The sequence below is a fragment of the Novosphingobium sp. BL-S-32 genome, from assembly GCF_056857055.1.
In genome coordinates, this window is record NZ_CM166476.1 from 1,013,273 (window position 1) to 1,037,507 (window position 24,235).

23 protein-coding genes and 1 tRNA gene are annotated in these 24,235 nt (G+C 66.0%); 11 read left to right on the forward strand and 13 right to left on the reverse strand.

Annotation, left to right across the window (positions count from 1 at the left end; all coding sequences use genetic code 11):
* Nucleotides 1–8: 8 nt before the first annotated feature.
* Genes thrB through AC1VVK_RS04655 form a run of 3 tightly spaced genes read left to right on the forward strand, consistent with a single transcriptional unit; the run spans nt 9 to nt 2,555 of the window.
* Nucleotides 9–998 (forward strand): homoserine kinase, encoded by a 990-nt coding sequence (thrB, locus tag AC1VVK_RS04645; RefSeq protein ID WP_482904565.1) that lies wholly within the window; start codon nt 9–11, stop codon nt 996–998.
* Nucleotides 995–1,438 (forward strand): ribonuclease HI, encoded by a 444-nt coding sequence (gene rnhA, locus AC1VVK_RS04650; RefSeq protein ID WP_482904566.1) that lies wholly within the window; start codon nt 995–997, stop codon nt 1,436–1,438. Before thrB ends, rnhA begins: the two co-directional genes overlap by 4 nt.
* A 4-nt stretch (nt 1,439–1,442) precedes the next feature.
* The gene (locus AC1VVK_RS04655) at nt 1,443–2,555 is read left to right on the forward strand and encodes an FUSC family protein (protein ID WP_482904567.1); all 1,113 of its coding nucleotides are present in this window, start codon (nt 1,443–1,445) and stop codon (nt 2,553–2,555) included.
* Between the two features lie 18 nt (nt 2,556–2,573).
* Here the strand turns inward: AC1VVK_RS04655 and AC1VVK_RS04660 are convergent, their stop codons facing one another.
* Complete coding sequence (locus AC1VVK_RS04660) at nt 2,574–3,662, reverse strand: NAD(P)/FAD-dependent oxidoreductase (protein ID WP_482904568.1); 1,089 nt, start codon at nt 3,660–3,662, stop codon at nt 2,574–2,576.
* 18 nt (nt 3,663–3,680) lie between these two features.
* Complete coding sequence (locus AC1VVK_RS04665) at nt 3,681–4,637, reverse strand: alpha/beta hydrolase (protein ID WP_482905117.1); 957 nt, start codon at nt 4,635–4,637, stop codon at nt 3,681–3,683.
* Nucleotides 4,638–4,765: 128 nt separating this feature from the next.
* Between AC1VVK_RS04665 and AC1VVK_RS04670 the strand changes: the two genes are divergently transcribed.
* The 7 genes from AC1VVK_RS04670 (at nt 4,766) to AC1VVK_RS04700 (ending at nt 12,201) form a co-directional block, all read left to right on the forward strand.
* The gene (locus AC1VVK_RS04670; RefSeq protein ID WP_482904569.1) at nt 4,766–5,461 is read left to right on the forward strand and encodes an A24 family peptidase; all 696 of its coding nucleotides are present in this window, start codon (nt 4,766–4,768) and stop codon (nt 5,459–5,461) included.
* 69 nt (nt 5,462–5,530) lie between these two features.
* On the forward strand, nt 5,531–6,544 hold the full coding sequence (gene cpaB, locus AC1VVK_RS04675; RefSeq protein ID WP_482904570.1) for a Flp pilus assembly protein CpaB: 1,014 nt from the start codon (nt 5,531–5,533) through the stop codon (nt 6,542–6,544).
* Between the two features lie 62 nt (nt 6,545–6,606).
* Nucleotides 6,607–8,166, forward strand: a complete 1,560-nt coding sequence (locus AC1VVK_RS04680; RefSeq protein ID WP_482904571.1) for a type II and III secretion system protein family protein — start codon at nt 6,607–6,609, stop codon at nt 8,164–8,166.
* Between the two features lie 14 nt (nt 8,167–8,180).
* Complete coding sequence (locus AC1VVK_RS04685; protein WP_482904572.1) at nt 8,181–8,852, forward strand: CpaD family pilus assembly protein; 672 nt, start codon at nt 8,181–8,183, stop codon at nt 8,850–8,852.
* Between the two features lie 4 nt (nt 8,853–8,856).
* Entirely contained in the window at nt 8,857–10,128 is a 1,272-nt protein-coding gene (locus tag AC1VVK_RS04690) for a CpaE/TadZ family protein (protein ID WP_482904573.1), read from the forward strand.
* Nucleotides 10,129–10,190: 62 nt separating this feature from the next.
* Nucleotides 10,191–11,162, forward strand: coding sequence for a type II secretion system F family protein (locus AC1VVK_RS04695; RefSeq protein ID WP_482904574.1), 972 nt, complete (start codon nt 10,191–10,193; stop codon nt 11,160–11,162).
* Nucleotides 11,163–11,181: 19 nt separating this feature from the next.
* Nucleotides 11,182–12,201, forward strand: coding sequence for a type II secretion system F family protein (locus AC1VVK_RS04700; protein WP_482904575.1), 1,020 nt, complete (start codon nt 11,182–11,184; stop codon nt 12,199–12,201).
* A 78-nt stretch (nt 12,202–12,279) separates the two neighbouring features.
* On the opposite strand, the gene AC1VVK_RS04705 is transcribed toward AC1VVK_RS04700, so the two are convergent.
* From AC1VVK_RS04705 to AC1VVK_RS04715, 3 genes are all read right to left on the reverse strand, one after another.
* A complete protein-coding gene (locus tag AC1VVK_RS04705) occupies nt 12,280–13,083 on the reverse strand; it encodes a hypothetical protein (protein ID WP_482904576.1) in 804 nt (267 codons plus the stop codon).
* 122 nt (nt 13,084–13,205) lie between these two features.
* Nucleotides 13,206–13,850: a LysE family translocator gene (locus AC1VVK_RS04710; RefSeq protein WP_482904577.1), complete on the reverse strand. Its 645-nt coding sequence runs from the start codon at nt 13,848–13,850 to the stop codon at nt 13,206–13,208.
* Nucleotides 13,851–13,958: 108 nt separating this feature from the next.
* A complete protein-coding gene (locus tag AC1VVK_RS04715) occupies nt 13,959–15,602 on the reverse strand; it encodes a hypothetical protein (RefSeq protein ID WP_482904578.1) in 1,644 nt (547 codons plus the stop codon).
* Nucleotides 15,603–16,065: 463 nt separating this feature from the next.
* On the opposite strand from AC1VVK_RS04715, the gene AC1VVK_RS04720 reads away from it, so the two are divergent.
* A tRNA-Ala gene (locus tag AC1VVK_RS04720) sits at nt 16,066–16,141 on the forward strand.
* A 45-nt stretch (nt 16,142–16,186) separates the two neighbouring features.
* Here the strand turns inward: AC1VVK_RS04720 and AC1VVK_RS04725 are convergent.
* The 8 genes from AC1VVK_RS04725 to AC1VVK_RS04760 form a co-directional block, all read right to left on the reverse strand.
* A complete protein-coding gene (locus tag AC1VVK_RS04725; protein ID WP_482904579.1) occupies nt 16,187–16,450 on the reverse strand; it encodes a hypothetical protein in 264 nt (87 codons plus the stop codon).
* 5 nt (nt 16,451–16,455) lie between these two features.
* Nucleotides 16,456–17,346, reverse strand: a complete 891-nt coding sequence (gene mtnP / locus AC1VVK_RS04730; RefSeq protein ID WP_482904580.1) for an S-methyl-5'-thioadenosine phosphorylase — start codon at nt 17,344–17,346, stop codon at nt 16,456–16,458.
* A complete protein-coding gene (locus tag AC1VVK_RS04735) occupies nt 17,336–17,977 on the reverse strand; it encodes a TetR family transcriptional regulator (RefSeq protein ID WP_132386520.1) in 642 nt (213 codons plus the stop codon). The genes mtnP and AC1VVK_RS04735 overlap by 11 nt, the downstream gene beginning before the upstream one ends.
* A 20-nt stretch (nt 17,978–17,997) precedes the next feature.
* Nucleotides 17,998–18,783 (reverse strand): SDR family oxidoreductase, encoded by a 786-nt coding sequence (locus AC1VVK_RS04740; protein WP_482904581.1) that lies wholly within the window; start codon nt 18,781–18,783, stop codon nt 17,998–18,000.
* Nucleotides 18,784–18,948: 165 nt separating this feature from the next.
* On the reverse strand, nt 18,949–19,281 hold the full coding sequence (locus AC1VVK_RS04745; RefSeq protein WP_482904582.1) for a hypothetical protein: 333 nt from the start codon (nt 19,279–19,281) through the stop codon (nt 18,949–18,951).
* Between the two features lie 78 nt (nt 19,282–19,359).
* On the reverse strand, nt 19,360–20,844 hold the full coding sequence (locus tag AC1VVK_RS04750) for a 2OG-Fe(II) oxygenase family protein (protein WP_482904583.1): 1,485 nt from the start codon (nt 20,842–20,844) through the stop codon (nt 19,360–19,362).
* Nucleotides 20,845–20,859: 15 nt separating this feature from the next.
* The gene (locus AC1VVK_RS04755) at nt 20,860–22,014 is read right to left on the reverse strand and encodes an aspartyl/asparaginyl beta-hydroxylase domain-containing protein (RefSeq protein ID WP_482904584.1); all 1,155 of its coding nucleotides are present in this window, start codon (nt 22,012–22,014) and stop codon (nt 20,860–20,862) included.
* Nucleotides 22,015–22,095: 81 nt separating this feature from the next.
* Entirely contained in the window at nt 22,096–24,141 is a 2,046-nt protein-coding gene (locus tag AC1VVK_RS04760; RefSeq protein ID WP_482904585.1) for a tetratricopeptide repeat-containing sulfotransferase family protein, read from the reverse strand.
* Between the last annotated feature and the right edge of the window lie 94 nt (nt 24,142–24,235).

Sequence of the window (24,235 nt, forward strand, 5' to 3'; positions counted from 1 at the left end):
CTACCCAAATGGCAGTCTATACCCGGCTCGGCGCCGAGGATATCGCCACGATTGTCGATGCCTTCGAGGTCGGCACGCTCGTCTCCGCAAAGGGCATTGCCGAGGGCGTTTCCAACAGCAACTGGCTGCTCGAAACGCAACAGGGCGACGTATCGCGCCGCTTCATCCTGACGGTCTATGAAAGCCGCACGGAAGTAGCCGAGCTGCCGTTCTTCCTCGATCTGCTGGACCATCTGGCCGCACGCGGCTGTCCGGTGCCGCGCACCATGCATGATCGCGACGGCGCCAGCCACCGCCTGATCGACACGCCGGAAGGCAAGAAAGCACTCGCGCTGATCGAGTACCTGCCCGGCGTTTCCGTCTCGGAACCCACGGTGGGGCAGGCCCGCGCAGTGGGTGCGGCGCTGGCGCAAGTCCACCTTGCCTCGGCAGACTTCCCGATGAACCGCGCCAACTCGCTGGACCTTCCGGCATGGCAACAGCTTCTGGGCGACTGCGGGCATGACGGGCTGGCCTCGATCGACGCCGACCTTGCCGCGCTGGTGGAGCGCGAATTGCCGATCCTTGCCGACTGCTGGCCGCAGGGCCTGCCGCAGGGCGTGATCCACGCGGACCTGTTCCCGGACAACGTGCTGATGCTGGGCGACAAGGTCACCGGCCTGATCGACTTCTACTTCGCCTGCACCGACCTGCTGGCTTACGACGTGGCGGTCACCCACGCGGCGTGGTGCTTCTCCAACGACGGCACCCGGTTCGATGCCGAACTCTCGGCCGCATTGATCGAGGGCTATGAGAGCGTCCGCCCGCTGTCTCCGGCAGAGCGCGCCGCCCTGCCCGTGCTCGCACGCGGCGCCGCCGTCCGCTTCCTGTCCACCCGCGCTTACGACTGGCTGAACACGCCCGCCGACGCGCTCGTCACTCCCAAGGACCCGATGGCTTTCGCACGTCGCCTCGAATTCTATGCCGATCCGGCCAATGACGGTATCTTCGGCGCATGAAGAAAGTGGACATTTTCACCGACGGCGCCTGCAAGGGCAATCCCGGCCCCGGGGGCTGGGGCGTTTTGCTGCGCATGGGCGTGCACGAAAAGGAAATGTCGGGCGGCGAGCCTGACACCACCAACAACCGCATGGAGATGACCGCCGTCATCAAGGCGCTCAATGCGCTGACCGAGCCTTGCGAAGTCACGCTCCATACCGACAGCAAGTACGTGATCGACGGGATCACCAAGTGGGTCCACGGCTGGAAGAAGAAGGGCTGGGTCAATGCCAGCAAGCAGCCAGTGCGCAATGCCGATCTCTGGCACGAGCTGATCGAGGCTGCGGGCCGTCACGCGGTCGATTGGCAATGGGTGCGCGGCCACTCCGGCCATACCGAGAACGAGCGCGTGGACAAGCTGGCGAGCGACGCGGCGGTGGCCGCCGGCAAGCAGGGCTGACCGTTTGGGCGCGCTCCCCGCGTTCCGGCAGCGGTTCAGGGACGAAGCCCGCGCGCTGGTAACGCCCGGCCCGCGCATGGCCGACGAATGGGCCTGCGTCGCCTCGGTCATGCTGGCCATCGTCATCGCGCATCTGATCGGCGCGACGATGGTGGGCTGGGCCGCATTCACCGCATTCGTCCTGCTCAAGAGCGAGGCTTCGGAAACGATGCTGCGCGGCGTGCTGCGTATCGTCGGCACCGCGCTGGGATCGGGGTTGGCGCTGCTCGTAGTGCCGTGGGCGGCGCGGTCGTTGCCGCTGGCGATGGTGAGCGCGGCGCTGGTCGGCGCGCTGGGGCTCTACGGCATGCTGACCGCGCGGCGCGCCTATGCCTGGCTGCTGTTCGGCCTGACCTTCGAAATGGTGTTGCTCGACCGGCTGGAGCATCCCACGCTCGATACCATCCAGTTCGCGCAGACGCGGCTGCTGGAAGTGATCGCGGGCACTGTCGCCTGCGTGATCGTCAGCCTCGTCACCGCGACATTTGCGGGCAAGAAGTGGCTGGCCCTGCACCATCCGCGTCCGGACCGGATGCGCTGGCATCCCCATGCGGCGCGTCATGCCGTGCAGGCAGGGATTGCCATTTCAGTGCTGCCGCTGCTCCATGCCCTGTTCGACTTGCCCGAAATGGCGCAGGCGGCGGTCACCGTGATGGCGGTAATGATCGTGCCGGTGAACGGCATCGGTGCCAGCGGCTTCGTGCCCGTCACGCGCCGGCTGTTCCACCGCACGCTCGGCTGCCTTGCCGGCGGGAGCCTCGCGCTCGTGGTGCTATTGGTGGCGCAAGGCAGCGCGCCGGTGCTGATCGCGGGCACGTGCCTGGGCATCGTGATCGGCCGCCATATCGAGAACGGGCTGCCGCAAGTGACATATCTCGGCCTGCAATTCACGCTGACCGTGCTGGTGGTGCTGGTGCCCGATTCCTACGCGGACGCGCATATCCTGCCCGCCATCCACCGCCTCATCAGCATCATGATCGGCATGGCGGTGCTGGAGCCGGTCCTGCTGATCTGGCACTTCGTGGCGCCCGGCCGAAAGCTTACCGAGCGCGTGGACGATGTCAGCGGATCGGAGTGAGTTCAGGCCCCATTGAGTTCAGGCGGTAACGAAGCGATCCGGCGCATAAGGAGCCGGGTCCAGATCGCCGCCCGCATCAGCCAATAACAGCCGCGCGCCAAGCTCAGCGGCCGCAGGCGCGGTCTGGATGCCGAAGCCGCCCTGCCCGGCGAACCAGAAGAACGCCGGGTCTGCCGGGTCGAAGCCATAGACCGGCAGCCGATCAGGCGCGCAAGCGCGCAGGCCTGCCCAGCGGTGCTCGACCCGCTCGACCGGCCAGTCCACCACCTTTTCGAATCGGTCGATGGCCAGCGCGACGTCCAGTTCCTCGGGCGCGGCATCGCAGGGCTGGCTGGGCGTCTCGTCATGCGGGCTGAGCCAGAGGCGGCCATGCTCGGGCTTGAAATAGAACGTCTCGCCAAAGTCGAGCACCAGCGGCAGATCGGCGGGCACCGGACGGCCGATCGCAAGCTGGGCCACGGTGCGCCGGAACGGGGCGATGCCGAGCGGGTGCATGCCCGCCAAGCGCGCCACCGGATCGGCCCATGCTCCCGCCGCGTTCACGAGAATCGCGCACGACACCGTGCGCCCGTCGGTCAATGTCAGCGTCCAGCCGGTTTGCGTCCGCTCGGCCGCGCGCAATCCGGCGCGGCACCACAAGTCGACGCCGTTGCGGCGCGCGGCGGCAAGGTAATGGTGATGCAGTCCTGCGACGTCGATATCGCAGGTGCTCGGCTCCAGCACGCCCGCCGTCCAGCCGCTGCGCAGACCGGGCACGCGCGCCTCGATTCCCGCGCGGTCCAGCACTTCGACGTCGACGCCGAGCGCGGCATAGGTCCGCGCGAAATGCTCGACTTCGGCCTCTTCGCCTACGCGCCCCAGTGTCAGGGCACTGCGCGGCGTCAGCATGCCGAGTGCGTGAAGTTCGCGGCCAGAAGCGGCCGTGAGCGGCTGCACGCGGGGGCCGCCGTAGCTTTCGGTCCAGAACGCGGCGGACCGGCCGGTGGCGTGATAGCCCGGACGGTCCTCCGCCTCGATCACGAGCACTGTCGCCCGCCCGCCCAGTCGCGCGGCAAGCGAGGCACCGGCCATGCCGGCGCCGACAACGACGATATCGAACCTATCCATAGCGGGTGTCCATGGGGTTCACCCCCTAACCGGCGCGGCCTCGTTCAGGAAGTCCCGGATCGCGGCAAGCGCTTCGTCACGCACCGGATCGACCTCGCGCAGGATCTCGTGGCGGCAGCGGCGGCCCCATGAAACCAGACTCGCACGCGGCAGGCGCGTGGCGGCACGGCGAATCGCGGGCCATGACACCAGCCCGTCGTGCCGAACGCCCAGCAACAGCACCGGTACTTCTACCGATTCGAGAATACCCTTGGTTTCCAGCCCCCGGATCGAGGCGATCGCGCGTTCAACCCAGTGCCAGCTTGCCGCGCCCATGGCGATGGCCGGGCGCTGGCGCCGCCACCAGTCCTCATCGGCATAGCGCGATTCGTCATGGGTCAGCAGCAGCATGCGCGCCTGCGGGATCAGTTCGGGCTTCTCGTCGCCCTTCCATGCCGGGCGGCGCGAATCGCCCAGCGCCTGGATCGCGCGGGCGACGGGATGGAGTATCGCGGTGGGGATCATGGTGGGATGGAGCCCCAGCATCGGCGCCGAGAGCACCAGCGCATCGGGCACGACCCGGCGTTCGGCCACCGCGCGCATTGCCAGATGCCCGCCCATCGAATGGCCGACCAGCACATGCGGGCCCGGCCTTTGCTGCGCCCAATCGGCCCAGAACAGCGCAAGATCGTCGATCCAGGTGGCGAAATCGTCGACATGGCCGGTCATGCCGTCACGGCCGAGCCGTCCGCTCAGCGCCTGCCCGCGCCAGTCGATCGAGCTAACCGCCCAGCCCTCCGAATGCCATTGCTCCAGAGTCTCCAGCCACTTCTCGTAGGCATCGCCGCGCCCCGGCAGGAACAGTAGCGAACCACGCGGAGAATCGGGCACGGGCCAGTCGATCCGCCGGATCGCGGTCTTGCCGTCGGCAGCCAGCCAGCGCCCTTCGACGACGCCTGCCGGGATCGCTCGACGAGCCCGGGCGGGACCGTCCATGATCTTGAAAGGATACGGAATTTCACTTGTTTCGATCGTCACGTGGCTAATTCCAGCCTCAGCGCACTGGTTACTTTTTGGTAAGCGATACCCGCTAGATCATACCCCGTTAAGGGGGGTACTAACGCATGCATGGCGCGTATTTTTCGTACGCATTGCTGGCCGCATTGGCAACCGCGCTCCTCGTCGCCGCATTCACCGATCTTCGGCGGCGCGAGATAGACAACGCGCTTAACGCGGGCATCGCGCTCGCGGCGCCGTTGTGGTGGCTGTCGATGGGATTCGGCTGGACCCAGATCGGGTTCCAGATCGGCCTTGCGCTACTCACATTCGTCATCTGCTGCGTACTCTTCGTCATCCGCCAGATGGGCGGGGGCGACGTCAAACTGCTGACCGCGCTGGCCCTGTGGTTCGCACCCGCACATTTCCTGATGCTGGTCGTGCTCATGGCCGTGGTCGGCGGCGGCGCATCGGTGGCCATGGCCGCCTGCAACATGCAGCGCCGCCCGGGCGAAACCGTGCGCGATCTGGCCGCTTGGCTGGGCGCGGCGGGCTGGGTCTGGCTGGCCGCAGCCATGGCCTGGGCACTCGCCACCGGGCGCCCTCTGCTTGCGCCAGATATTCTCGCCAGCGTCCCGGCACTGACCGCCGGATTGGTCATGCTGGCCATCGTCATCCTGTTCACTCTTGCCTTCGCGCATATCCAGCGCCGTCAGAAGTCGAAGCTGCGGGTGCCCTATGGGGTCGCCATCGCCGCCGCCGCGCTCTGGGTCATGGCGGACCGCACGATTTCCGCGGTCCACGCGGGCGCATTGTTGGGGTGAACCTGATTTTAACCAATTTACCCGAAAGTACACAGAGTTAGTCGGGGATACTCAGGGGGCTTTCTAGCCATGGATAAGAAGAAGCTGGTGATGCTGGTCATCGCGCTGCTTATTGCAGCCGGCACCGCCTTTGCCGCCAAGTCGATGTTCAGCGGCGCAGCAGCGCCCCAGGCCGGCGCCGCCACTGCCGTGGCAGCGACGGGCCCCAAGGTCCTCGTTGCCCAGAAGGCGCTCCCGGTCGGCACGATCATCACCGCCGATTCCGTTTCCTATCAGGATTGGCCCAAGGAGCTGGTGAAGGACGCCTACTTCATCGAGGGCGAGGCCGACATGCAGAAGCTGCTCGGCACCGTGGTCCGCTATCCGATCACCGCCGGCCAGCCGATCACCCAGGGCGGTCTGGTAGCGCCGGGCGATCGCGGCTTCCTTGCCGCCGCCCTTGCGCCGGGCATGCGCGCCGTGACGATCCCCGTATCCGCCAAGACCGGCGTCGGCGGCTTCATCTTCCCGGGCGACCGCGTCGATCTAGTGCTGACGCAGCAGGTGACCGGCACTGACGGCGGCCAGCCGCTGAAGGCCTCCGAGACGATCCTGCGCAACATGCGCGTGCTCGCCACCGACCAGGCCACCGACAACGATGTGGTTGACGGCAAGACCGTGGTCCACGCCTTCAGCACCGTCACGCTCGAAGTCACCCCGCGCATCGCCGAAAAGGTCGCCGTCGCGCAGGAACTCGGCACGATCAGCCTCTCGCTGCGCTCGATCTCCGACAATCAGGCCGATTTCGAACGAATCCTCGCCGCCGGTCAGGTCAAAGTGCCCGAAGGCGCGACCAAGGCGCAGGAAGATCAGCTGATGCATCAGGCGATGACCCAGCCGATCGAAGGTAACACGACTTACGTGACCGGCGGCGATGTTTCCCGCTTCCAGCGCTCCAGCCGCCCGTCGATGACCGCCGCTCCAGCCGCCCCGATGGCCGCCGCCGCGGCCGCACCCAGCGGGCCGCCTCCGGGCCCGATTGGCCCCGTGGTCCGCGTGACCCGCGGCAAGGACGTCTCTGTCGAAGCCGTGAGCAGCCACTGATGGCACCGCTCCACGCTCTCGCGCCCAAACCCAATCGCTTTCACCCGTTGAAGGGCCAACCGATGCACACGCGCCTTCTCAAGACCCTGCTGCGTACCGCTTGCGTGCTCTCGCCGCTCGCCGTGCCGCTGGCGGTTCCGGCCACCGCCCAGTCGGTTGTCCGCCCCGCGCAGGACATCTCGCTTTCGATCGGCAACGGCCAGCTCGTCAACATTCCCGGCGCGATGACCGACGTCTTCGTCGCCAACGACGCGGTGGCCGACGTGCAGGTCAAGTCGCGCAACCAGTTCTACCTGTTCGGCAAGGCCGGCGGCACCACCACGGTCTACGCCAGCAACTCGGCGGGTGCGGTGGTGTGGTCGGCCACGGTACGGGTCGGCTCGAACATCGACAGCGTCGATTCGATGCTGCGTCTGGCGATGCCCGATGCCCGCATCGGTGTTTCGACGATGGGTTCCAGCACGTTCCTGCTCACCGGCACCGTCAAGACGCCGGAAGACGCCGCCGAGGCCGAACGCCTCGTCCAGGCCTATGTCGGCAAGGACGCGAACGTCATCAGCCGCCTGCACATGGCGACGCCGCTTCAGGTCAACCTGCAAGTGCGCATCGCCGAAGTCAGCCGCACGCTGGTCAAGTCGATGCAGAGCAATCTGACCACCATCGACGGCACCGGCGGCTTCCAGTTCGGCATCGGGCAAGGCCGCTCGAACTGGTACCAGCAGTTCGCGCCGAGCGGCCCGCTCGGCATGGGCACCTCAGTCTCCAGGACCCTGGCGGACGGTACGGTGATCCCCGGCAGCAACGTCAACCCCGTCACGACCGGCAGCACGCTCGCCTTCGCCGGCAAGATGCTCGGCCTGAACATCCTTGGCGCGCTCGACGCGGCAGAGACCGTCGGCCTGTCCACCACCCTTGCCCAGCCGAACCTCACCACGCTCTCGGGCGAGAGCGCCGAGTTCCTAGCGGGCGGCGAATATCCGATCCCGATCGCGCAAGGCACCAACAGCACCACGATCACGATCGATTACAAGAAGTACGGCGTCTCGCTCAGCTATTCGCCAACCGTGCTTGCCAATGGCCGCATCTCGATGCGCGTGCGTCCCGAAGTCTCAGAACTGACCAGCGAGGGCGCGGTCCAGCTTAACGGCTTCCAGGTTCCCGCGCTTACGGTGCGTCGCACCGAGACCACGGTGGAACTCGGCTCGGGACAGAGCTTCATGATCGCGGGCCTGCTGAGCAACAACTCGCAGAACACGATCCAGAAGCTGCCCGGCGCGGGCGACCTGCCGATCCTCGGCTCTCTGTTCCGCTCGACCAGCTACAAGCGCGGCGAGACCGAACTGGTGATCGTCGTCACGCCCTATCTCGTCAACCCGACCGATGGCTCGAACATCCAGCTGCCTACCGACGGGTTCAACGCACCGAACGACCTGCAACGCCTGCTTGGCAATATGACCAGCGACGGCGCCAGCAACGACAAGCGCCCCGCTCCGAGCACCGCTCCGCAATCGAACGGCGTACCCGCCGCGCCGGCGGTAGGCGGCGAAGCCCGCGCCGACACCAAAAGCAGCAAGGACGCCGCAGCCTCTGCCGGCGCCAAGCCCGGCTTCAGCCTGAAGTGAGAAAGGTGATACCGATGACCAAGTCCAGCCTCGCTCGCTCAGGCATGCTTTCCCGCCCCGTGTTCAGCAGGGCGATCGCCCTTTCGCTCGGCCTCGCGCTGGCCGGTTGCGGCGGCATGCCCACCAACCGCACGATGTATTCCACACATCAGCCGGTGGTCGAGAAGGTCAACTATTCGCTCGATGTCGGCACCGGCGGCAGCGGCCTTGCCTATGGCGAACAGTCGCGCCTCGTGGACTGGTTCGAAGCCATGGGCGCCCGCTATGGCGATCGCATCTATGTCGAAGATCCCGAAAGCAACCCGGCCACGCGCAGCGCGGTCGAGGCGGTGGCCGGGCGCTTCGGCCTGATGCTCAGCGAAGGCTCCCCGGCGACCGAGGGCAACCTTGGCCAGGGCCGCGCCCGCATCGTGCTGGTCCGCTCCAAGGCCACGGTGCCGCATTGCCCGGACTGGTCGTCGAACAGCGACTTCAATCCGAACAACGGCCTGTCGAGCAACTTCGGCTGCGCCATCAATTCGAACCTCGCCGCGATGGTCGCCAACCCGGAAGACCTTGTCCACGGCGCCACGGGCACGACCGAAGTGGGCGTGCGCAGCACCAAGGCCATAGAGACCTTCCGCAACGCGGCGCCCACGGGCGGCGGCGGCGCCCAGCTGCCCGCCTCTTCGAGCAAGGGAGACTGATCTCGTGAACGCACCCTGGAAATCCGGCGGCCCGAACGGGCGTGACCAGTTCGCCGCTTACGTGTGCGACGAAGCCTCGCTCGACGTGCTTCGCCCGCTGGCCATCGAAATGGGCTGGCAGCCCGAGAAGTGCAACAAGGGCGGCCTGCGCAATGCGGTGCAGTCGCTGGCGATCACCGCCTCACCCAACATCCTGATGGTCGACCTGTCGGAGAGCGGCGATCCGCTCAACGACATCAACGCGCTGGCCGAAGTCTGCGAGCCGGGTACGGTCGTCATCGCGGTGGGCCAGATCAACGATGTGCGCCTCTATCGCGATCTCATCGCCAGCGGCATTCACGACTACCTGCTCAAGCCGCTTCAGGCCGCGCACGTCCGGGATACGCTGGCGCAGGCGCAGGCGGTGTTCACCGCTCCGCGCAGCCACGAGAGCGGCGTGTCCAAGCCGCATGTCTCGACGGCGGTGATCGGCACGCGCGGCGGCGTCGGCGCCTCCACGCTGGCGACTTCGCTCGCCTGGCTGTTCAGCGCCGACAACAAGCTGCCCACCGCACTGCTCGACCTCGACATCCACTTCGGCACTGGCGCACTCGTGCTGGACCTCGAACCGGGACGCGGCCTCACCGACGCGATCGACAACCCCAGCCGCATCGACGGCCTGTTCATCGAGCGCGCGATGATCCGCGCAAACGACAATCTCGCGATCCTCTCGGCCGAAGCGCCGATCAGCTCCCCGCTCATGACCGATGGCTCTGCCTTCCTCCAGCTGGAGGAAGAATTCCGGCAGGCCTTCGAGATGACGGTGATCGATCTGCCTCGCAACATGCTGATCAACTTCCCGCAGTTGCTGGCGGACGTGAACGTGATCGTGCTGGTCACCGAACTGACGCTCGCGTCGGCGCGCGATACGATCCGCATGCTGTCATGGCTCCGCGCCAATTCCCCCCACGCCCGCGTGGTGGTGGTGGCCAACAAGGTCCAGTCGGGGCTGGCCGAGATCAGCAAGGCCGATTTCGAGGCATCGATCGAGACGCGCATCCAGCTTTCGATCCCTTACGACATCAAGGCCGCCTCGCTGGCGGCCAAGCTGGGCCAGACTTTCGCCGACGCCAACCGCTCGTCACGCGCGGGCGGCGCGATCCGCGAACTCTCGCGCATGATCCTCGATGAGGCGGGCGAAGTCGGTGACAAGGGCGCGGCCAAGCCGTCCCTGCTCGGCAAGTTCGACCTCAAGGCGATGATGGGCAAGGCCACGAAAAAGGAAACGGCGGCCTGACGAGCGCGCCCGGGGGCTTTCCCCGGGCAGCCTCGCGGGCCCGGTGAAGGCGGGCAACGGCGATGAATGTAATGCAGCTCCTCCTGGTGGCGGTGGGCCTTACGGCAGTGATCGGGCTCGTCTGGGCCGCGCTTGCCGGCCCCTCGCCCGACAAGGAATCGGCGCGGCGGCTCAAGTCCGTGCGTTTCCGGCATTCGCAAAGCGCGACCGACCGGGTCGAGGCGCAGATGCGCAGGGCCGTGGCCGCACGCAAGCCGCGCGTCCACAAGGTCGCCGGATCGGGCTCGCGGATCGATGCGCTGGTTCTGCGCCTGCACCGCTCGGGCCGGAGCTGGACGCTATCGCAGTATATCTACGTCTCGGTGGGCCTCGGCCTCACCGTCACCTTGCTGATCTTCCTCAAGTCCGGCGCGCTCATGCTGGCGCTGGCCTTCGGGCTCTTCGTCGGCGCGGGCCTGCCCCACTTCGTGCTCAACAAGCTGATCGTGCGACGCACCAACAGCTTCAACAGCAAGTTTGCCGATGCCATCGAACTGCTCGTGCGCGGCCTGCGTTCGGGCCTGCCGGTGACCGAGACGCTCGGCGTCGTCGCCAAGGAAGTCCCCGGCCCGGTGGGCGAGGAGTTCAAGCTCGTCACTGAACGCATCAAGATTGGCAAGACCATGGAGGACGCCCTCCAGGACACCGCGGATCGTCTTGAAATCCCGGAATTCAACTTCTTCTGCATCACTTTGGCGATCCAGCGCGAGACCGGCGGCAACCTTGCCGAAACGCTCGCCAACCTTGCCGACGTGCTGCGCAAGCGCACCCAGATGAAGCTCAAGATCCGCGCGATGAGTTCGGAATCGAAGGCCTCGGCCTACATCGTCGGCTCGCTGCCCTTCATCGTCTACGGCATGATCTATTGGGTCAACCCGGGCTACGCCGGGAAGTTCTTCATCGACGAGCGCCTGATGGTCGCCGGCATCGGCGGCGGCGTCTGGATGGGCATCGGCGCCTTCGTCATGGCCAAGATGGTCAGCTTCGAAATCTGAGCGGAAGGAACCAGTCACAATGCCCGCTCAACCCGCCGGACCCACGATCCTGGGCTTCGACGTCATCTTCGTCGGCACGCTGCTGGCAATGGTCGGCGCAGCTTCCATGCTGCTGGCGATCTACGCCGCGGTCACTGTGCGCGATCCCATGGCCAAGCGCGTCAAGGCGCTCAATTCGCGCCGCGAAGCGCTGAAAGCCGGGATCATCACCAATACGGCCAAGAAGCGCCAGTCGGTCATCCGCCGCAACGATACCACCGATCGCATCGGCAGCTTCCTCGGCGCGCTCAGCATGCTGCAGGACAGCCAGATCAAGGCGATCCAGCAGAAGCTGGCGCAGGCCGGCATCCGCAACAAGGAATGGGCCGTCGCGGTCGTCTTCGCGCGCATGGTCGCCCCGATCGTGCTCGGCGGCCTTGCCGCGATCGTGATCTACGCGATCAACTACTTCCCCGAATGGGGCGCATTCAAGAGGTTCATGGGCTTCGCGGCGCTGCTGCTGCTGGGCTACAAGGGCCCGGACATCTACATCCAGAACCTCATCAACAAGCGCACCAACCTGATCCGCAAGGGCCTGCCCGACGCGCTCGACCTGCTGGTGATCTGCGCCGAAGCCGGTCTTACCGTAGACGCCGCGTTCGACCGCGTGGCCCGCGAACTGGGCCGCGCCTATCCGGAACTGGGCGACGAGTTCTCGCTCGCCTCGATCGAACTTTCGTTCCTTACCGAACGCCGCCAGGCCTTCGAGAACCTGTCCTATCGCGTGAATCTGGACGCGATGAAGGGCGTGGTGACGACCATGATCCAGACTGAGCGCTACGGTACGCCGCTGGCATCGGCACTGCGCGTGCTCTCGGCCGAATTCCGCAACGAACGCATGATGCGCGCCGAGGAAAAAGCCGCGCGCCTGCCTGCGATCATGACCGTGCCGCTGATCCTGTTCATCCTGCCCACGCTGTTCGTGGTCATTCTCGGCCCGGCGGCCTGTTCGATTGCCGACGCCTTCTCGGGCGGCGATCCGCACCCGCCGCCGAAGTGAGCGCGGCCTCCGCCTGATAAGGAAACGCCCTCCTCGAAATGTCGGTGGAGGGCGTTCTCACATTCGGCAGGGCGCCGATCACGGTGGAGATTTGTGAGGGTCGATAACCGGCAAGGCCGCAGTGGTACGAACGCCCAGTTCGTAAACGGCGTCCCAGCCACGCTGTTCGTCTTGGGAAAAGCGGATGCCAAGCGCCCCCTGACGCGGAGGGCCGTTGCCATGGACGCAGCAACCGTCGGCAAGACAGTCCCACGTCGTTCCGCCATTGCCAACCACGTTGACCGTGACGGTGCCACTGGCGGGCATAAGCGACCCTGCCGTAACGACGGTCTTGTTGCGGAAGGTCATCGGCTTTCGTCTGGCGTGGACGTTTCCTGCCAATATCAATGTGATGCCATTTCCCTTCGCCGGGATCTGCATCCAGGACTTGGCCATTGCAGCATCGCGAGACGTTTCACCCGAGTAGGACGAAGGCACGTCGGTTGCCACGACCCGCGCGATCTTTCCGGCGGCCGTGAGTTCACGCAGTGTGCCCAACATGCGCAGAAAGGCCGTGCTGCCCCGGCCATCCTGCGAGCGGAAATGCCAATGCGGCAGTTCCAGCAAGGCTTGCCTTGCCGCGCTGCCGCCATCGGAATGCATGTAGGTATCGATGGTTGATTGCCCGTCGACCGACAATTCCAGGGCAACGGTAACGGGTCTCCCGGTGGCTGCCGCAAGGCAAACCAGATTGGCGAACGCATCGGGCATTTCGCTTGTGCCGTGCATTTCACCGACGATCACCCAACGCACGTCCTGCCGGAAGAGCTGGTCGGCGCCGGGAACGGGCGTGCAACTTGCGGCAGTCGACGCGGAGAGCATCAAAGCAAGGGCAGCCAGCATGTTACCTCAGACGTTTTTCAGATCTGAAGGCTTTCCTCGGTCAACAAGCCAAGCCCTACAAGTTACCGAATTGTAAACGCTTCATAACGGCGCGGGATTGTTCACTCTCGAATCCGGGCCGCCTAGCGCGCAGACGAAACTGCGAGCTTGAGGCCGAAGCCCACGAACACACCGCCGGTCAGGCGGTCCAGCGTCTTCACTGCGCCGGGTCGCCGCAAGAACCGGCCGAGCGGCGCGGCGGCGGCGATCAGGGCCGCGAACCAGACGACGGTCAGCAGGACATGCAGGCAGGCGAGGAAAAAGGTGTAGCCCGCAACGCCGGTGCTCCCCGATACGGAATGCGGCACGAACTGCGGAAGAAAAGTCACGTAGAACACGCCGACTTTGGGATTGAGCATGTTGGTGAGAAAGCCCTGCAGGAACGCCCCCGTGCCGCGCTTGCCGGTTGGCATATCACCGGCTGCGGCATCCAGCGTCTGGCGCGGCCGCAGCACCAGCTTCGCGCCCAGCCACAGCAGGTAGCCCGCCCCCACGAACTTGACCACGGTATAGGCCAGTTCCGACGCCCGCAGCAGCGCGCCCAACCCCAGCGCGACCGCCCCGCCCCAGATCAGGCAGCCCAGCAGGATGCCCAGCGCCGCGAACACCGCCGCGCGCCGCCCCTCGACCGTGGCCGAGCGCAGCACCATCGCCGTATCGACACCGGGCGTAATCGTCAGAACCGTTGCCGCGACGACGAAGGCAAGAAGCAGGGAGAGACTCGTCATCCCGCCCTATTACAGCACCCGTGCAAACACGCCAGCGTAGCTTCCGCCCTGACCAATCCGTCTCGCAACCTGAAAGCCGGAGCGATGCTCCTGAACATCCGTTCCCCATCACCGCCGGATCGTGGCACTCCCATCGGCGAGCGACAGGAGGTTGCGGGCCGCGCTGCGTTCAGGTGAGTCGTAAGCCCCAAACAGCACCGGATTGAGAACCTGTCGCGCCATTTCGGCCTGCCCTTCGCGGACAAGTTCCCGGCCAAGATCGAGGCGCGGACCGGGCGCAGCGGGTACGCGGCGGATGGCCTCGACCATTCCGCGCATGGCATCTTGCGGGACGGGCTGGCCCGCCCTGGTGAAGCTCAGGAAATAGGCGATCCGAGGCTCGGTGGCCTGATCGTCCAGAGCAATGGCCCGCACCAAGGCGCCGCGCGCCGTGGCGAGACGTTCCGGCCGGTCCGCTTCCGCGCCGGCCATGGCCCGATCTGTCAGGGCCGCACCTTTCCAGGTCAGCGCTTCGGCATCGTCAGGCGCCTTGGCGAGCACGCGCTCTGCCCCGGCGAGGCATTCGTCGGTCTGCCCGCCCCGGCATTCGGCTGCGGCGGCAAAAAGCTGCACATCGGCATCCCCCGGGAACTGCGCCGCCATGTCGCGCACACGCAAAAGCCAACCCTCGGTGCTGCCGCCGGTCGCGAGCCGAGAATCCTGTTCGATCTTCGCTTCGAGCAAAACACCGGCAGCCGGTGACAAAGCCGTTACGAGCGGCTCCGCAACGGGCGGTTGCTGAGCTTCGGCATGGGCATAGGCGATATCGCGATTGCCGCAGGACTGGATCTCGCGCTGCAACGCCTGCATATCCCCGAACACCGCCGACGCATCGGCCTGCGGGATGCCGCGGTGGATATCGGCCATGTAGTGCTCGAACTGCGCGTAGCGCTCCGGCTTCGGCTTGGAGAACACGAAATAATACGTCACCAGCCATGCGCCATAGGGATTCCAGCCCTGCGCCGCATCGGGATCCTGCAGGTATTGCCCCGTCAGGATGTCCGCCACTTTCGGATACCCATAGGACTTGAACACATCCGTGTAGCCGTCAGGCGGAAGCGCATAGTCGAATTCGCCGCTGTGCTTGACGTCGAGGGTCGAAAACAGCTCGCCCATCCCGTCCAGATACCAGCGCGGATAGGCGGCTGGCAGGTAAGTCAGCAGGAAGTGACGCGCGAAAGCGGCGGAAAGCTGTCCCTCCCACGACCGCGCAATCGGCGGATGCCGGGGGAGATTACCGCAAAATTCAAGCCCGCCGGCAGCCGAGTAGTCTTCGCAATCGCTACCGAAACGGCGGCTGGTGTTGAGGTCGATCATCTGCTCGCTGCGCGGGATGACCAGGACTTCCCCATTCTCACGCGGATCATAGTAGCTGCGGCTGACAAAAGGTGCAGGGAACGGCCCTTGCTGCGACCGCAAGTCACGCAGGCCCAGCGCCTCCATGCGGTCCTGCGAATCCATCAGGACGACCTGCATCTTCATCACATCGCCCGGCTCGGCGCCGTGAAGATAGAGGCGCGCCATCAGGCGGTGCAGCAGTTCGAGATTGCGCGTCACGCGCTTCAGTTCATCGTCGCTGCCCGTGCTGAAGACCACGACATGATCGGCCTCCGCACGCTTCCACGTGCTCTTCGGCTTGTCCTGCTCTTTCCCGGCCTGCCCCTTTACGACGATATCCTTGTTCGCGGCTTGCGCCTGCGCTGGATTCGCCAAAGCGGTGAGCCCAAGGCAAATACAAAGCCCTGCGAAAGAGGCACCAAGCGGTCGCGATACTGTACTCCGCATCATTCTTGCGATGCCGTTCGCACTATTCACCAGTCAACACTCGATCAAAATTGAACCAATCGCCGGTCAACATATTGGATTTTCCGCAAGAAGATAGCGGATACGCCGAACATTACAGCTATTTAAGATCCATTATGATGACTATAGGCATCGTCCGAATTCGTCATCTTACGGTCGCAAACAAGACGCGAAACGTATCGGTGCATCCCGCTTCATCCAGCTTGCCGTGGCCGCCGGAAAAACGCCGGCGATCCAGCATGCTGCGCAAACAGCCTGTCGATAACTTGAATTTCCACTTGCCAGCCGTGAAAACTGGCGGCAAAGGGCGCTCCACCCCAGCAAGAGCAGGGGTCCGGAAGAAGGCTCCCAGGCCCGATCCGCGGAAATGATTGGGGCCTTAGCTCAGCTGGGAGAGCGCCTGCATGGCATGCAGGAGGTCAGCGGTTCGATCCCGCTAGGCTCCACCATTTCCCTTCTTGCCGAAGCGGCATTTTCCATACAAATCAGATAGATCAGGCCGGTGTCTCGACCAGTTCTGCGATCTCGAATACGTAGCTTTTCCAGCCGCGCATACGGCTCGCCTCTTCGGTGGCCGCGCGCTTGCGCTTCGCATCGGCGAGCGAGCGCTCGTGGCCCCAGAACACCTCTGTCTTGCCGTTTTCCAGTTCCGCGACGATCCGCCAGTAAAGGGTAAAAGGATCTGCCGTGGGCCCGATGGTCTTCACATAACCATCGGGCATCGTCGCGGTAAGGTAGCGTTTGCGGCGCCGGGCCATACAGCTCAGCCCTGCGCGTCGAGCACCCTGCCCGCCACCGCATCGAGCCGGGCCACGAGCACAGAATCGCGCGCTTCGGGCGCAGTCACCAGCGCATGCTCAAGGGCGTGGTCGATGGGGCTATGCGGGCGCTCGAGCGGCAACGTGGCGGCGAGAAGGCGCAGCGACTGCCGCGCGACGCGGGCATTGGCGTGCATGACTTCAAGCACGTGGCTGACTTCGACGCCCGCCTCGTCCTCGCGCCACGCGTCGTAATCAGTGACCATGCCGAGCATCGCATAAGGCAGCTCCGATTCGCGTGCGAGGCGCGCTTCGGGCATTCCGGTCATGCCAATCACCTCCGCACCCCACGCGCGATACATGACGCTTTCGGCACGGGTGGAGAACTGCGGGCCCTCGATGGCGACGTAGCAGCCGGAGGGATGGACCGTGGCACCGGCCAGCCGCGCCGCCTCTCCCGCCAGCGCCGAAAGGCGCGGGCAGGTGGGATCGGCAAGGCTCACATGGGCCACCATACCGGTGCCGAAGAAGCTGCTTTCGCGGCCGTGGGTGCGGTCGATGAACTGGTCGACCATGACCATGTGCCCCGGCGCCATTTCTTCGCGCAGAGAGCCGATGGCGGACAGCGCCAGCACGTCGGTCACGCCGCAGCGGGCCAGCACGTCGATATTGGCACGATAGTTGACGGCAGACGGCGGAATCGCGTGCCCTGCCCCGTGGCGGGCGATGAACGTGAAGCGCACGCCCTCGATCCGGCCGGTCACGACCGGCCCGGACGGTTCGCCAAATGCGCTGGAAACCGCGATCTCCTGTGCGTCCTCCAGTTCTATGCCGGCGGCGAGGCCCGATCCGCCGATGACGCCGATGTGCCAGAAACTGCTTTTTTCAGCGCGCAAGGATACCTGCCATGATGATGTCGATAGTGTGCTCGCGATAGCGGTCGCGCAGTTCCTCGGTCAATGTGTCCTGACCGAAACAATGCTTGAGAACCAGCCGCGCCGAGAAGAACCGGTCCACCGCGCCCGTTACCGTGAAGTAGAAAAGCTGCGGATCGATCTCGCGGAACACCCCGGCCCGCACGCCATTGCCGATCAGTTCCTCGTAAGCGCGGTAGATCGGCGAGAGGTAGCTGTCGGCAATGCGGCGTGCCTCGGCATCGTCGCTTTCGCGCACCATGCGCATGGTCAGGCGATTGAGGTAAGGCACCTCGTAGAAAGTATCGACCACCTTCCAGAGATGGCGGCGCAGCTTGGCCTCGGGCGACCAGCCATCCTTCGCCAGCAGCGCATCGACGCTGGTGACGATGGCCTGCCAGTCCCGGTCCAGCAGGGCCTTGAGCAGCCCTGCCTTGTTACCGAAATAGTACTTCACCAGCGCCGAATTGAGGCCCGAGCGCAAGCTCAGCTCGGACAGCGAGATGTCGATCACGTCGCCGTCGCGCATGATCAGGCTCGCCGTTTCGAGCAATTGCGCCCGCGCGCCGGGCGGCGGCGTGTTGACTTCGGTGGTGGACCGGGTCTGCGCCATGGCCGCGCCCTCCGGCGCCCTTACTTCGGGCCCAGGCGGATGGCGCCGTCGAGGCGGACGGATTCGCCGTTGAGGTAATCATGCTCGACCATGAACAGCGCGAGCTTGGCGTATTCCTCCGCCTTGCCGAGGCGCTTGGGGAACGGCACCACGGCGGCGAGCGCGTCCTGCACCTGCTGCGGCATGCCCGCCATCATCGGCGTTTCGAAAATGCCCGGCAGGATGGTGTTGACGCGAATGCCATCGTTCATGAGATCGCGCGCCACCGGCAGGGTCATCGCCAGCACGCCGCCCTTCGAGGCGCCATAGGCGGCCTGCCCGATCTGTCCGTCCTGCGCCGCGACCGAGGCGGTGTTGACGATCGCGCCGCGCGCGCCGAATTCATCCACCGGATCGAGCGTGACCATGCCTGCAGCCGACTTGCTGATGCAGCGGAACGTGCCGACAAGGTTGATCGCGATCACTTTCTCGAACACGGCCATGTCATGCGCGCGCGGTTCGCCGGTCTCGCGGTTCTTGCCCACGGTCTTGGAAGCCGGTGCGATACCGGCGCAATTGACGAGGATACGCTCCTGCCCGTTGGCGGCACGGGCCTTGGCAAAACCGGCATCGACGCTGGCATCGTCGGTCACGTCGACCTTGCAGAACACGCCGCCGATCTCTGCGGCGATCGCTTCGCCCGCTGCCTCGTTGAGATCGAAAAGCGCCACTTTCACGCCCTTGGCCGCAAGCGCGCGTGCCGTGGCCGCGCCAAGGCCAGAGGCCGCACCGGTGACTACGGCGGCCATGCTGCTGTCCAGAATCATCGCATTCTCCCGTTCCACGAAGCCGCGCGCCCTTCCGGATCGTTCGGAAGGGTACACGACGATTTAATCGGCCGGTTAAGCAGCCTTCGTGGACAGGTCAATCACCGCGCGCGAAAACCCGCCCCAGCGACGTAGAACGCGGCGCGAAACGGGCGCCCCGCGAAATCACTGGGCCGGAGTGAGACCGCGCTGGACCTGCGATTGTTCGATATTCGAACGGTTGATCTGGCGCTGCTCGGCCCATTGGCTCTTGGTCATGCAGACTTTCTTGACCTTCAGCAGCGAGCCGATTTCCTGCTGGCGCTGGCAGATGACCGGATCGTTGGCGTCGATGGCCGAGACCGGCTTGGCCGCCCCAGGCGCAGCCGGGGCAGCAGCAGGGGTTGCGGCCGGAATGGCGGCCTGAGCCGGTGCGGGGGCTATTGCCGGATCGGCGGCGAAAGCAGGGCCTGCCATCAGCAGCGAGGCAGCGATCAGAACTGTGGTACGCGTATACATCGGATTCTCCCAGGCATCGGCCTCCGGCCCTGATGCCTCATCTCTATGAAGTGAGGTTATTCCGCGTCGGGCCGCTGTTCAAGCGGGTTGAGCGCGCGCCACGTCGAAGGCCACTGTCATGCGCTCGCCCGAGGGAAAAGGCCGGGTGCCATGCCACATCCACGACGGAAACAGCACCAGCCGCCCCGGACGCGGCGCCACCGTAAGGCGCGGCGCCAGTTCGATGCCGAGCGCCGCCGGGGCGCCGCCGAGATCGAGATGGCCCTGTCCGTCCGCAAGCCCTTCGGGAACCGTGATATAGAGTGCGGAACTGATCCAGCCCTGCGGATGGTGATGCGCCGTGTGAAAACCGGCTCCCGCCAGCCGGACCGACCAGCTTCCGGCAAAGCGCGGCCGCGCCGGGCGCGGCTGCGAGAGCATCGGATGCCCCGCATCCGGCGCAGGCAGGCTTTGGGCGAACCGGGCGACCTCGCGCCGCAATACGTCGCGCAGGCGGGCAACTTCCGGCTCGATCCGCGCAAGCAGCGCGCCGTCGGTCTGCGTGCCCCCGCGCACCGACTGATCGAGGAAACGGCCCGACCGGCCGTGCAATCGGCCGAGGAAAGCCCGCAGGTCGGCGAGGCCGATCTCCTCCGGGTCGAGATCGATCACCCGGCAGAGACCCTGCTGCCCGTCCAGCCATTCGGAGCGCGGATCGCCGGTCAGGCGCCAAGCCAGCGCGGCATAGGGCCACATGCCTTCGGCACCGGGCGCCGTCAGCCAGGGTTCGATGGCCTCCGCCGCCTCGGAATGTCGGCCGGTGCGTAGCAGATGCCGCACCCACCAGACCGCATGGCCCTGATCGGTCGAATTGCCGAGCGCGGCGAACTGCGCCGCCGCCTCTTGGCTCCGCCCCAGCTCGTCGAGTGCCGCCGCGCGGGCCAGCTGGAACCGCGTGAGCGGTCCGTGGGCCGCGAGTGCCCGGTCGGCCACGGTCAGCGCCGGACCGAAATGCTCGCCTGCCAGCAGGAGATCGACCGCCAGCCCGCGCAGGGCATCGCTCTGCGGGAAGCGGGCGAGTGCCGCCTCGATCGTCGCCAATGCGCGCATGCCCTGCCCCATCAGCGTGGCGAGCTGTGCGAATTGCCGGTGCCCCTCCATCCAACCGGGATTGGCGGCCAGCATCGCTTCCAGTTCCGAAAGGCCCCGCGCGCCCTCTCCTTCGGCATAACGAGCGGAGGCAAGGCCAAGCCGGATCTCCGCCTTGGCGGGCGCGAGGCGGGTGGCCTGCTCGAACTGGGCCGATGCCGACAGGCCCGCCTCCAGCCGCAGATGGGCGAGCGCATGGACCATCCCGGCGTTGGCGGGATCGTGCCGCAAGCCCTGCTCCAGCGCCGCAATCGCCTCGTCGCGCCGGTCCAGCGCGCGGCGCAGCATCGCGGTCCAGTGCAGGAGCGCCGGATCCGGAGCATGGCTGCGCAGATAGCGCGAGAGCCGTTCCTCGGCTTCCTCCTCGCGGCCCTGCGCCAGCGCCTGACCGGCCAGTTCGGCCAGCGTTTCCGGATCGTCCCTATCTGCCGCCATTGCCTTTGCCATGTGTCAGGTGTGCCTGTCGGAAGCGATGGTCGCCGCCACGGCTTCGCGCTCCGGCCCCGAGAGACCGGGATGCCAGACGTCGAAAATCAGCACCACGCGCAGCAGGTCGCTGGGGTTCATCGCCTCATGCTCGATGGTGTCGTCGAATGCGAAAGCCTCACCCTCGCGCCATTCGCGCGTCTCGGCACCCACCCGAAACCAGCAGCCCGGCGGCACCACCAGCGGCAGGTGACAAACCAAGCGCGTATTGTCGACACCGACATGGGCCGGAATCGTCGTGCGCGGCGCCAGCAGCGAGAACATGGCATTGGGCGAGGCGCCGGGCACTTGCGGCTGCGGCAGGCGCGCAAGGATTTCCAGAGTGCGGGGCGCCTGCGCGGCATTGCGCTCCACCACTTGCCCCCGTTTCAGCAAATGGATCGCCGTCCAGTCCTTGCTGTGGTTGAGCGGCCGCCACTGCTCCAGCGGCTGGCGCTCGTCGTACTGGACATAAGGCTCCAGTTCCGCGCGCTCGGAATGGATCAGCGCACGCATCTCCTCGCGGATCACATCGAAACCGGCTTCCACTTCGGCAAGCCACGGCGTCGTATGGCGCGGATGGAACTCGCGCTCGACCAGTCCCGGATAGTGAAAATGGGTCGGCGTCGAATGATAGACGCGCGTCTTGTGCAGGATATTGTCGCGAAACCGGGCCAGCCGCCAGGCCATGTCGTCGTCCGTGACATCGTTCCGGGGCGCCTCGGCGCCGGCATCCGCATGCGCCAGCGCCGCCGTTCCGGCTTCGGCCAGACGCGCCTCGCGCTCGGCCTGCCATGCCGCATGGAATGCCTCGCCCGCAGCCAGCGCGGCAGCGAGCGGAGCCGGCAGCGCCGCATCCTCCGGCTTTTGGGCGATCGCGATGCCCCACGCCTCTCCGGCGTCCGGATCGTCGAGCCGTTCGAGCAGTCCCGCCCGCATGACCAGCGCCATGAAATCGAGCGGCACCAGTTCCAGCGCTCTGTGCACCGCATCGAGAGCGCGGCGCGGCTGGCGCAAGGCCCGGCGCAGTCCGCCCAGCCGCAGCCATTGCACGAACGCCTCGGAACCGGTGAACGCCCCTGCTTCCGCTTTGGCATCCGCCGTCAGCAGTGTTTCGAGTTGCTCTGCCGCCTCAGGCAAGCGTCCTGCTCCGACAAGGCGATCAATTTCCGCGAGTGGCGATACCCCTGAATTCATTACCCCCCCCCGGTTCAGATCAGTTCAACGGCGGGTCGAGCCCGACGGCTCGCCCCATGGCGGCACCCGATCATCGTCGAGCGCATAGCCAAAGCCCTCGACCCAGGGCTTCAGCGTCGGAAAAACGGATGCGAGATGCTGCTCGTAACGGCGCCAGCGCCCCGCCGCGCGCGTGTAGACAGCCTCGGTCACTTGCGCATAGCTGGCGGTTCGGACGACGCCGCGCGCTCTGGCCGTGTCGCGGTGGTCGAAGTCCTCGCCCTGCCACGGCAGGCCCAGCCAATCGAAAAGCGGCTCCAGCTCGCGCGCCTGATCGGCAACGAGGCGCTCGTAGACCACCGTGCGCACCGACATGTCGAAGATCGCGCGCGCCTTCGTCCAGTACGAGAAGCTCATGTCGTAGAACTCCGCCGCCGTATCGAGGGCGAGGAAGTTGCTCATCGCCGGATTGGTGCGGAAATTGGTGATGAAACAGCTCAGCAGCACATCGCAAGGGTGGCGCAGCGCCAGCACAAACTTGGCATCCGGGAACAGCCGGAGGATCGTCGGGACCTGATTGAGATGCAGCGGGTGCTTGTCGATCACCATTGTTTCGGGGCCGAGCGGACCGAACTCGGCAACGCGTTCGAAGTAGCGCGCGCGGGCCGCGCGGATGGCCTCCTCGTCAAGGCCGGGCAGCGCTTCCATGCCGCCGAGTTCGTGCTCGATCTGGCCGATGATGTCGTCTTCCTCCAGCACCAGCGTATCGGGCGCGGTCATCAGCATGGTGTCGAGCAGCGTCGTGCCCGAACGCGGGAAGCCCAGCAGGAATACCGGCGCCGGGCGATCAGAGGACGGCGAGGCGCTCCATCCGGCCGCCCATTCGGGCGTCAGCAGCGCGCTATCCCGCGCCACGCCCTCGCGGTGGAGACGCGCCAGCACACCCGGCTGCGAGGGTTGCTCAAGGTTGATCGCGTTCATTTCGGCAAACGCGGCGAAAGCCTCGTCCGGTTGCCCCATGCGATCGAACAAAATGCCGCGAACCTGGGCAACGCGGTCGGACTGGACGACCTCGGTCGACAGTTCGAGCGCGGCGAAAGCGTCCTCGAAACGCTCCGCGCGCTTGAAGCGCAGCGCGTCGATATAGGCCCGCGAGGGATCGTCCACACCGGCCGCCGCTGCGCGTTCCGCCAAAGCATCGAGTTCGGTCTCGCGGTTGGCGCGTTCATAGACGGCCGCGAGTCCGACAAAGGAGGGGCCGAGCGCCGGCTCGATGGCAAGCGAGGCCTCAAGCCGTTCCTCGGCCAGATCGAAGTGGCCCTGCCGCGCCGCCTCCGTCCCGTAGTCCGACTGAAGGCCCGCATTGTCAGGCGCGCGGCGCGCAGCCTCTGCAAGCGCTTCGTAGTACCGGTCCAGCAGTCCGACTTCGCGGTAATAATTCGCCAGCGTGAGCATCGGCACATGGTCGTCGGGAAAATCGCGCGCCGCATCGCGCAGGACCTGCTCGCCTTCCTCCCCCCGGCCAGTCGCGAAGAGAGCCGTGCCGAGATTTACGCGGATTGGCGGAGCGTCCGGCGCCAGTTTCGCCGCGCGCTGCAACAGCTTCACGGCCTCCTCGCCCTCGCCCATTTGCCGCAGCGCATTGCCGAGATTGTTGAGCAGCGACCAGTCGTCCGGCCGCTTGGCCAGAACATGGCGGTAGAGCCGGCTCGCCAGCGGGAAATCCTCCGCCTCCTGGGCGAGATGCGCCGCCATGCCCGCCAACCGCAAACTGGGCTCCGCAAGCGCAGCAGCTTCGTCGCACAAGGCCAGCGCCTGCGTGTTGCGTCCGAGATGAAGATAGGATTCCACAAGGTTCGTGCGCACGACAAGATCCTGCGGCCGCATGGCATGTGCGCGTTCCAGATAGGTCGCCGCGCGATCGTATTGGCGGCGATGAAACTCCACCGCCCCGCCCAGCGCTGCCAGCATGGCATCCTGCGGGTGCACCGCCGTGGCCGATGCCGCCATGACCGCAGCCTCGTCGAGACGCCCGATGCGGGCCAGCCCGGCGATCTGGTTCAGCTGTTCCGAAGGCGTGCTGGAAGTCATCGTGAAGTCCGAATTTCCGGGCGCCACAGGGCGCCGTAAACAGAGGCGGCGGCCCTCCCAGGGGAAGACCGCCGCCAGAAACTAACCGTTCAGA

Coding starts and splice junctions, on each gene's coding strand:
- AC1VVK_RS04740 (WP_482904581.1), bottom strand. CDS start 18,783: ATGATTCTGGACAGCAGCATGGCCGCCGTAGTCACCGGTGCGGCCTCT.
- AC1VVK_RS04725 (WP_482904579.1), bottom strand. CDS start 16,450: ATGGCCCGGCGCCGCAAACGCTACCTTACCGCGACGATGCCCGATGGT.
- rnhA (WP_482904566.1), top strand. CDS start 995: ATGAAGAAAGTGGACATTTTCACCGACGGCGCCTGCAAGGGCAATCCC.
- AC1VVK_RS04660 (WP_482904568.1), bottom strand. CDS start 3,662: ATGGATAGGTTCGATATCGTCGTTGTCGGCGCCGGCATGGCCGGTGCC.
- AC1VVK_RS04705 (WP_482904576.1), bottom strand. CDS start 13,083: ATGCTGGCTGCCCTTGCTTTGATGCTCTCCGCGTCGACTGCCGCAAGT.
- cpaB (WP_482904570.1), top strand. CDS start 5,531: ATGGATAAGAAGAAGCTGGTGATGCTGGTCATCGCGCTGCTTATTGCA.
- AC1VVK_RS04735 (WP_132386520.1), bottom strand. CDS start 17,977: ATGGCGCAGACCCGGTCCACCACCGAAGTCAACACGCCGCCGCCCGGC.
- AC1VVK_RS04680 (WP_482904571.1), top strand. CDS start 6,607: ATGCACACGCGCCTTCTCAAGACCCTGCTGCGTACCGCTTGCGTGCTC.
- AC1VVK_RS04760 (WP_482904585.1), bottom strand. CDS start 24,141: ATGACTTCCAGCACGCCTTCGGAACAGCTGAACCAGATCGCCGGGCTG.
- AC1VVK_RS04670 (WP_482904569.1), top strand. CDS start 4,766: ATGCATGGCGCGTATTTTTCGTACGCATTGCTGGCCGCATTGGCAACC.
- AC1VVK_RS04685 (WP_482904572.1), top strand. CDS start 8,181: ATGACCAAGTCCAGCCTCGCTCGCTCAGGCATGCTTTCCCGCCCCGTG.
- AC1VVK_RS04710 (WP_482904577.1), bottom strand. CDS start 13,850: ATGACGAGTCTCTCCCTGCTTCTTGCCTTCGTCGTCGCGGCAACGGTT.
- AC1VVK_RS04695 (WP_482904574.1), top strand. CDS start 10,191: ATGAATGTAATGCAGCTCCTCCTGGTGGCGGTGGGCCTTACGGCAGTG.
- AC1VVK_RS04700 (WP_482904575.1), top strand. CDS start 11,182: ATGCCCGCTCAACCCGCCGGACCCACGATCCTGGGCTTCGACGTCATC.
- AC1VVK_RS04745 (WP_482904582.1), bottom strand. CDS start 19,281: ATGTATACGCGTACCACAGTTCTGATCGCTGCCTCGCTGCTGATGGCA.
- AC1VVK_RS04665 (WP_482905117.1), bottom strand. CDS start 4,637: ATGGACGGTCCCGCCCGGGCTCGTCGAGCGATCCCGGCAGGCGTCGTC.
- thrB (WP_482904565.1), top strand. CDS start 9: ATGGCAGTCTATACCCGGCTCGGCGCCGAGGATATCGCCACGATTGTC.
- AC1VVK_RS04750 (WP_482904583.1), bottom strand. CDS start 20,844: ATGGCGGCAGATAGGGACGATCCGGAAACGCTGGCCGAACTGGCCGGT.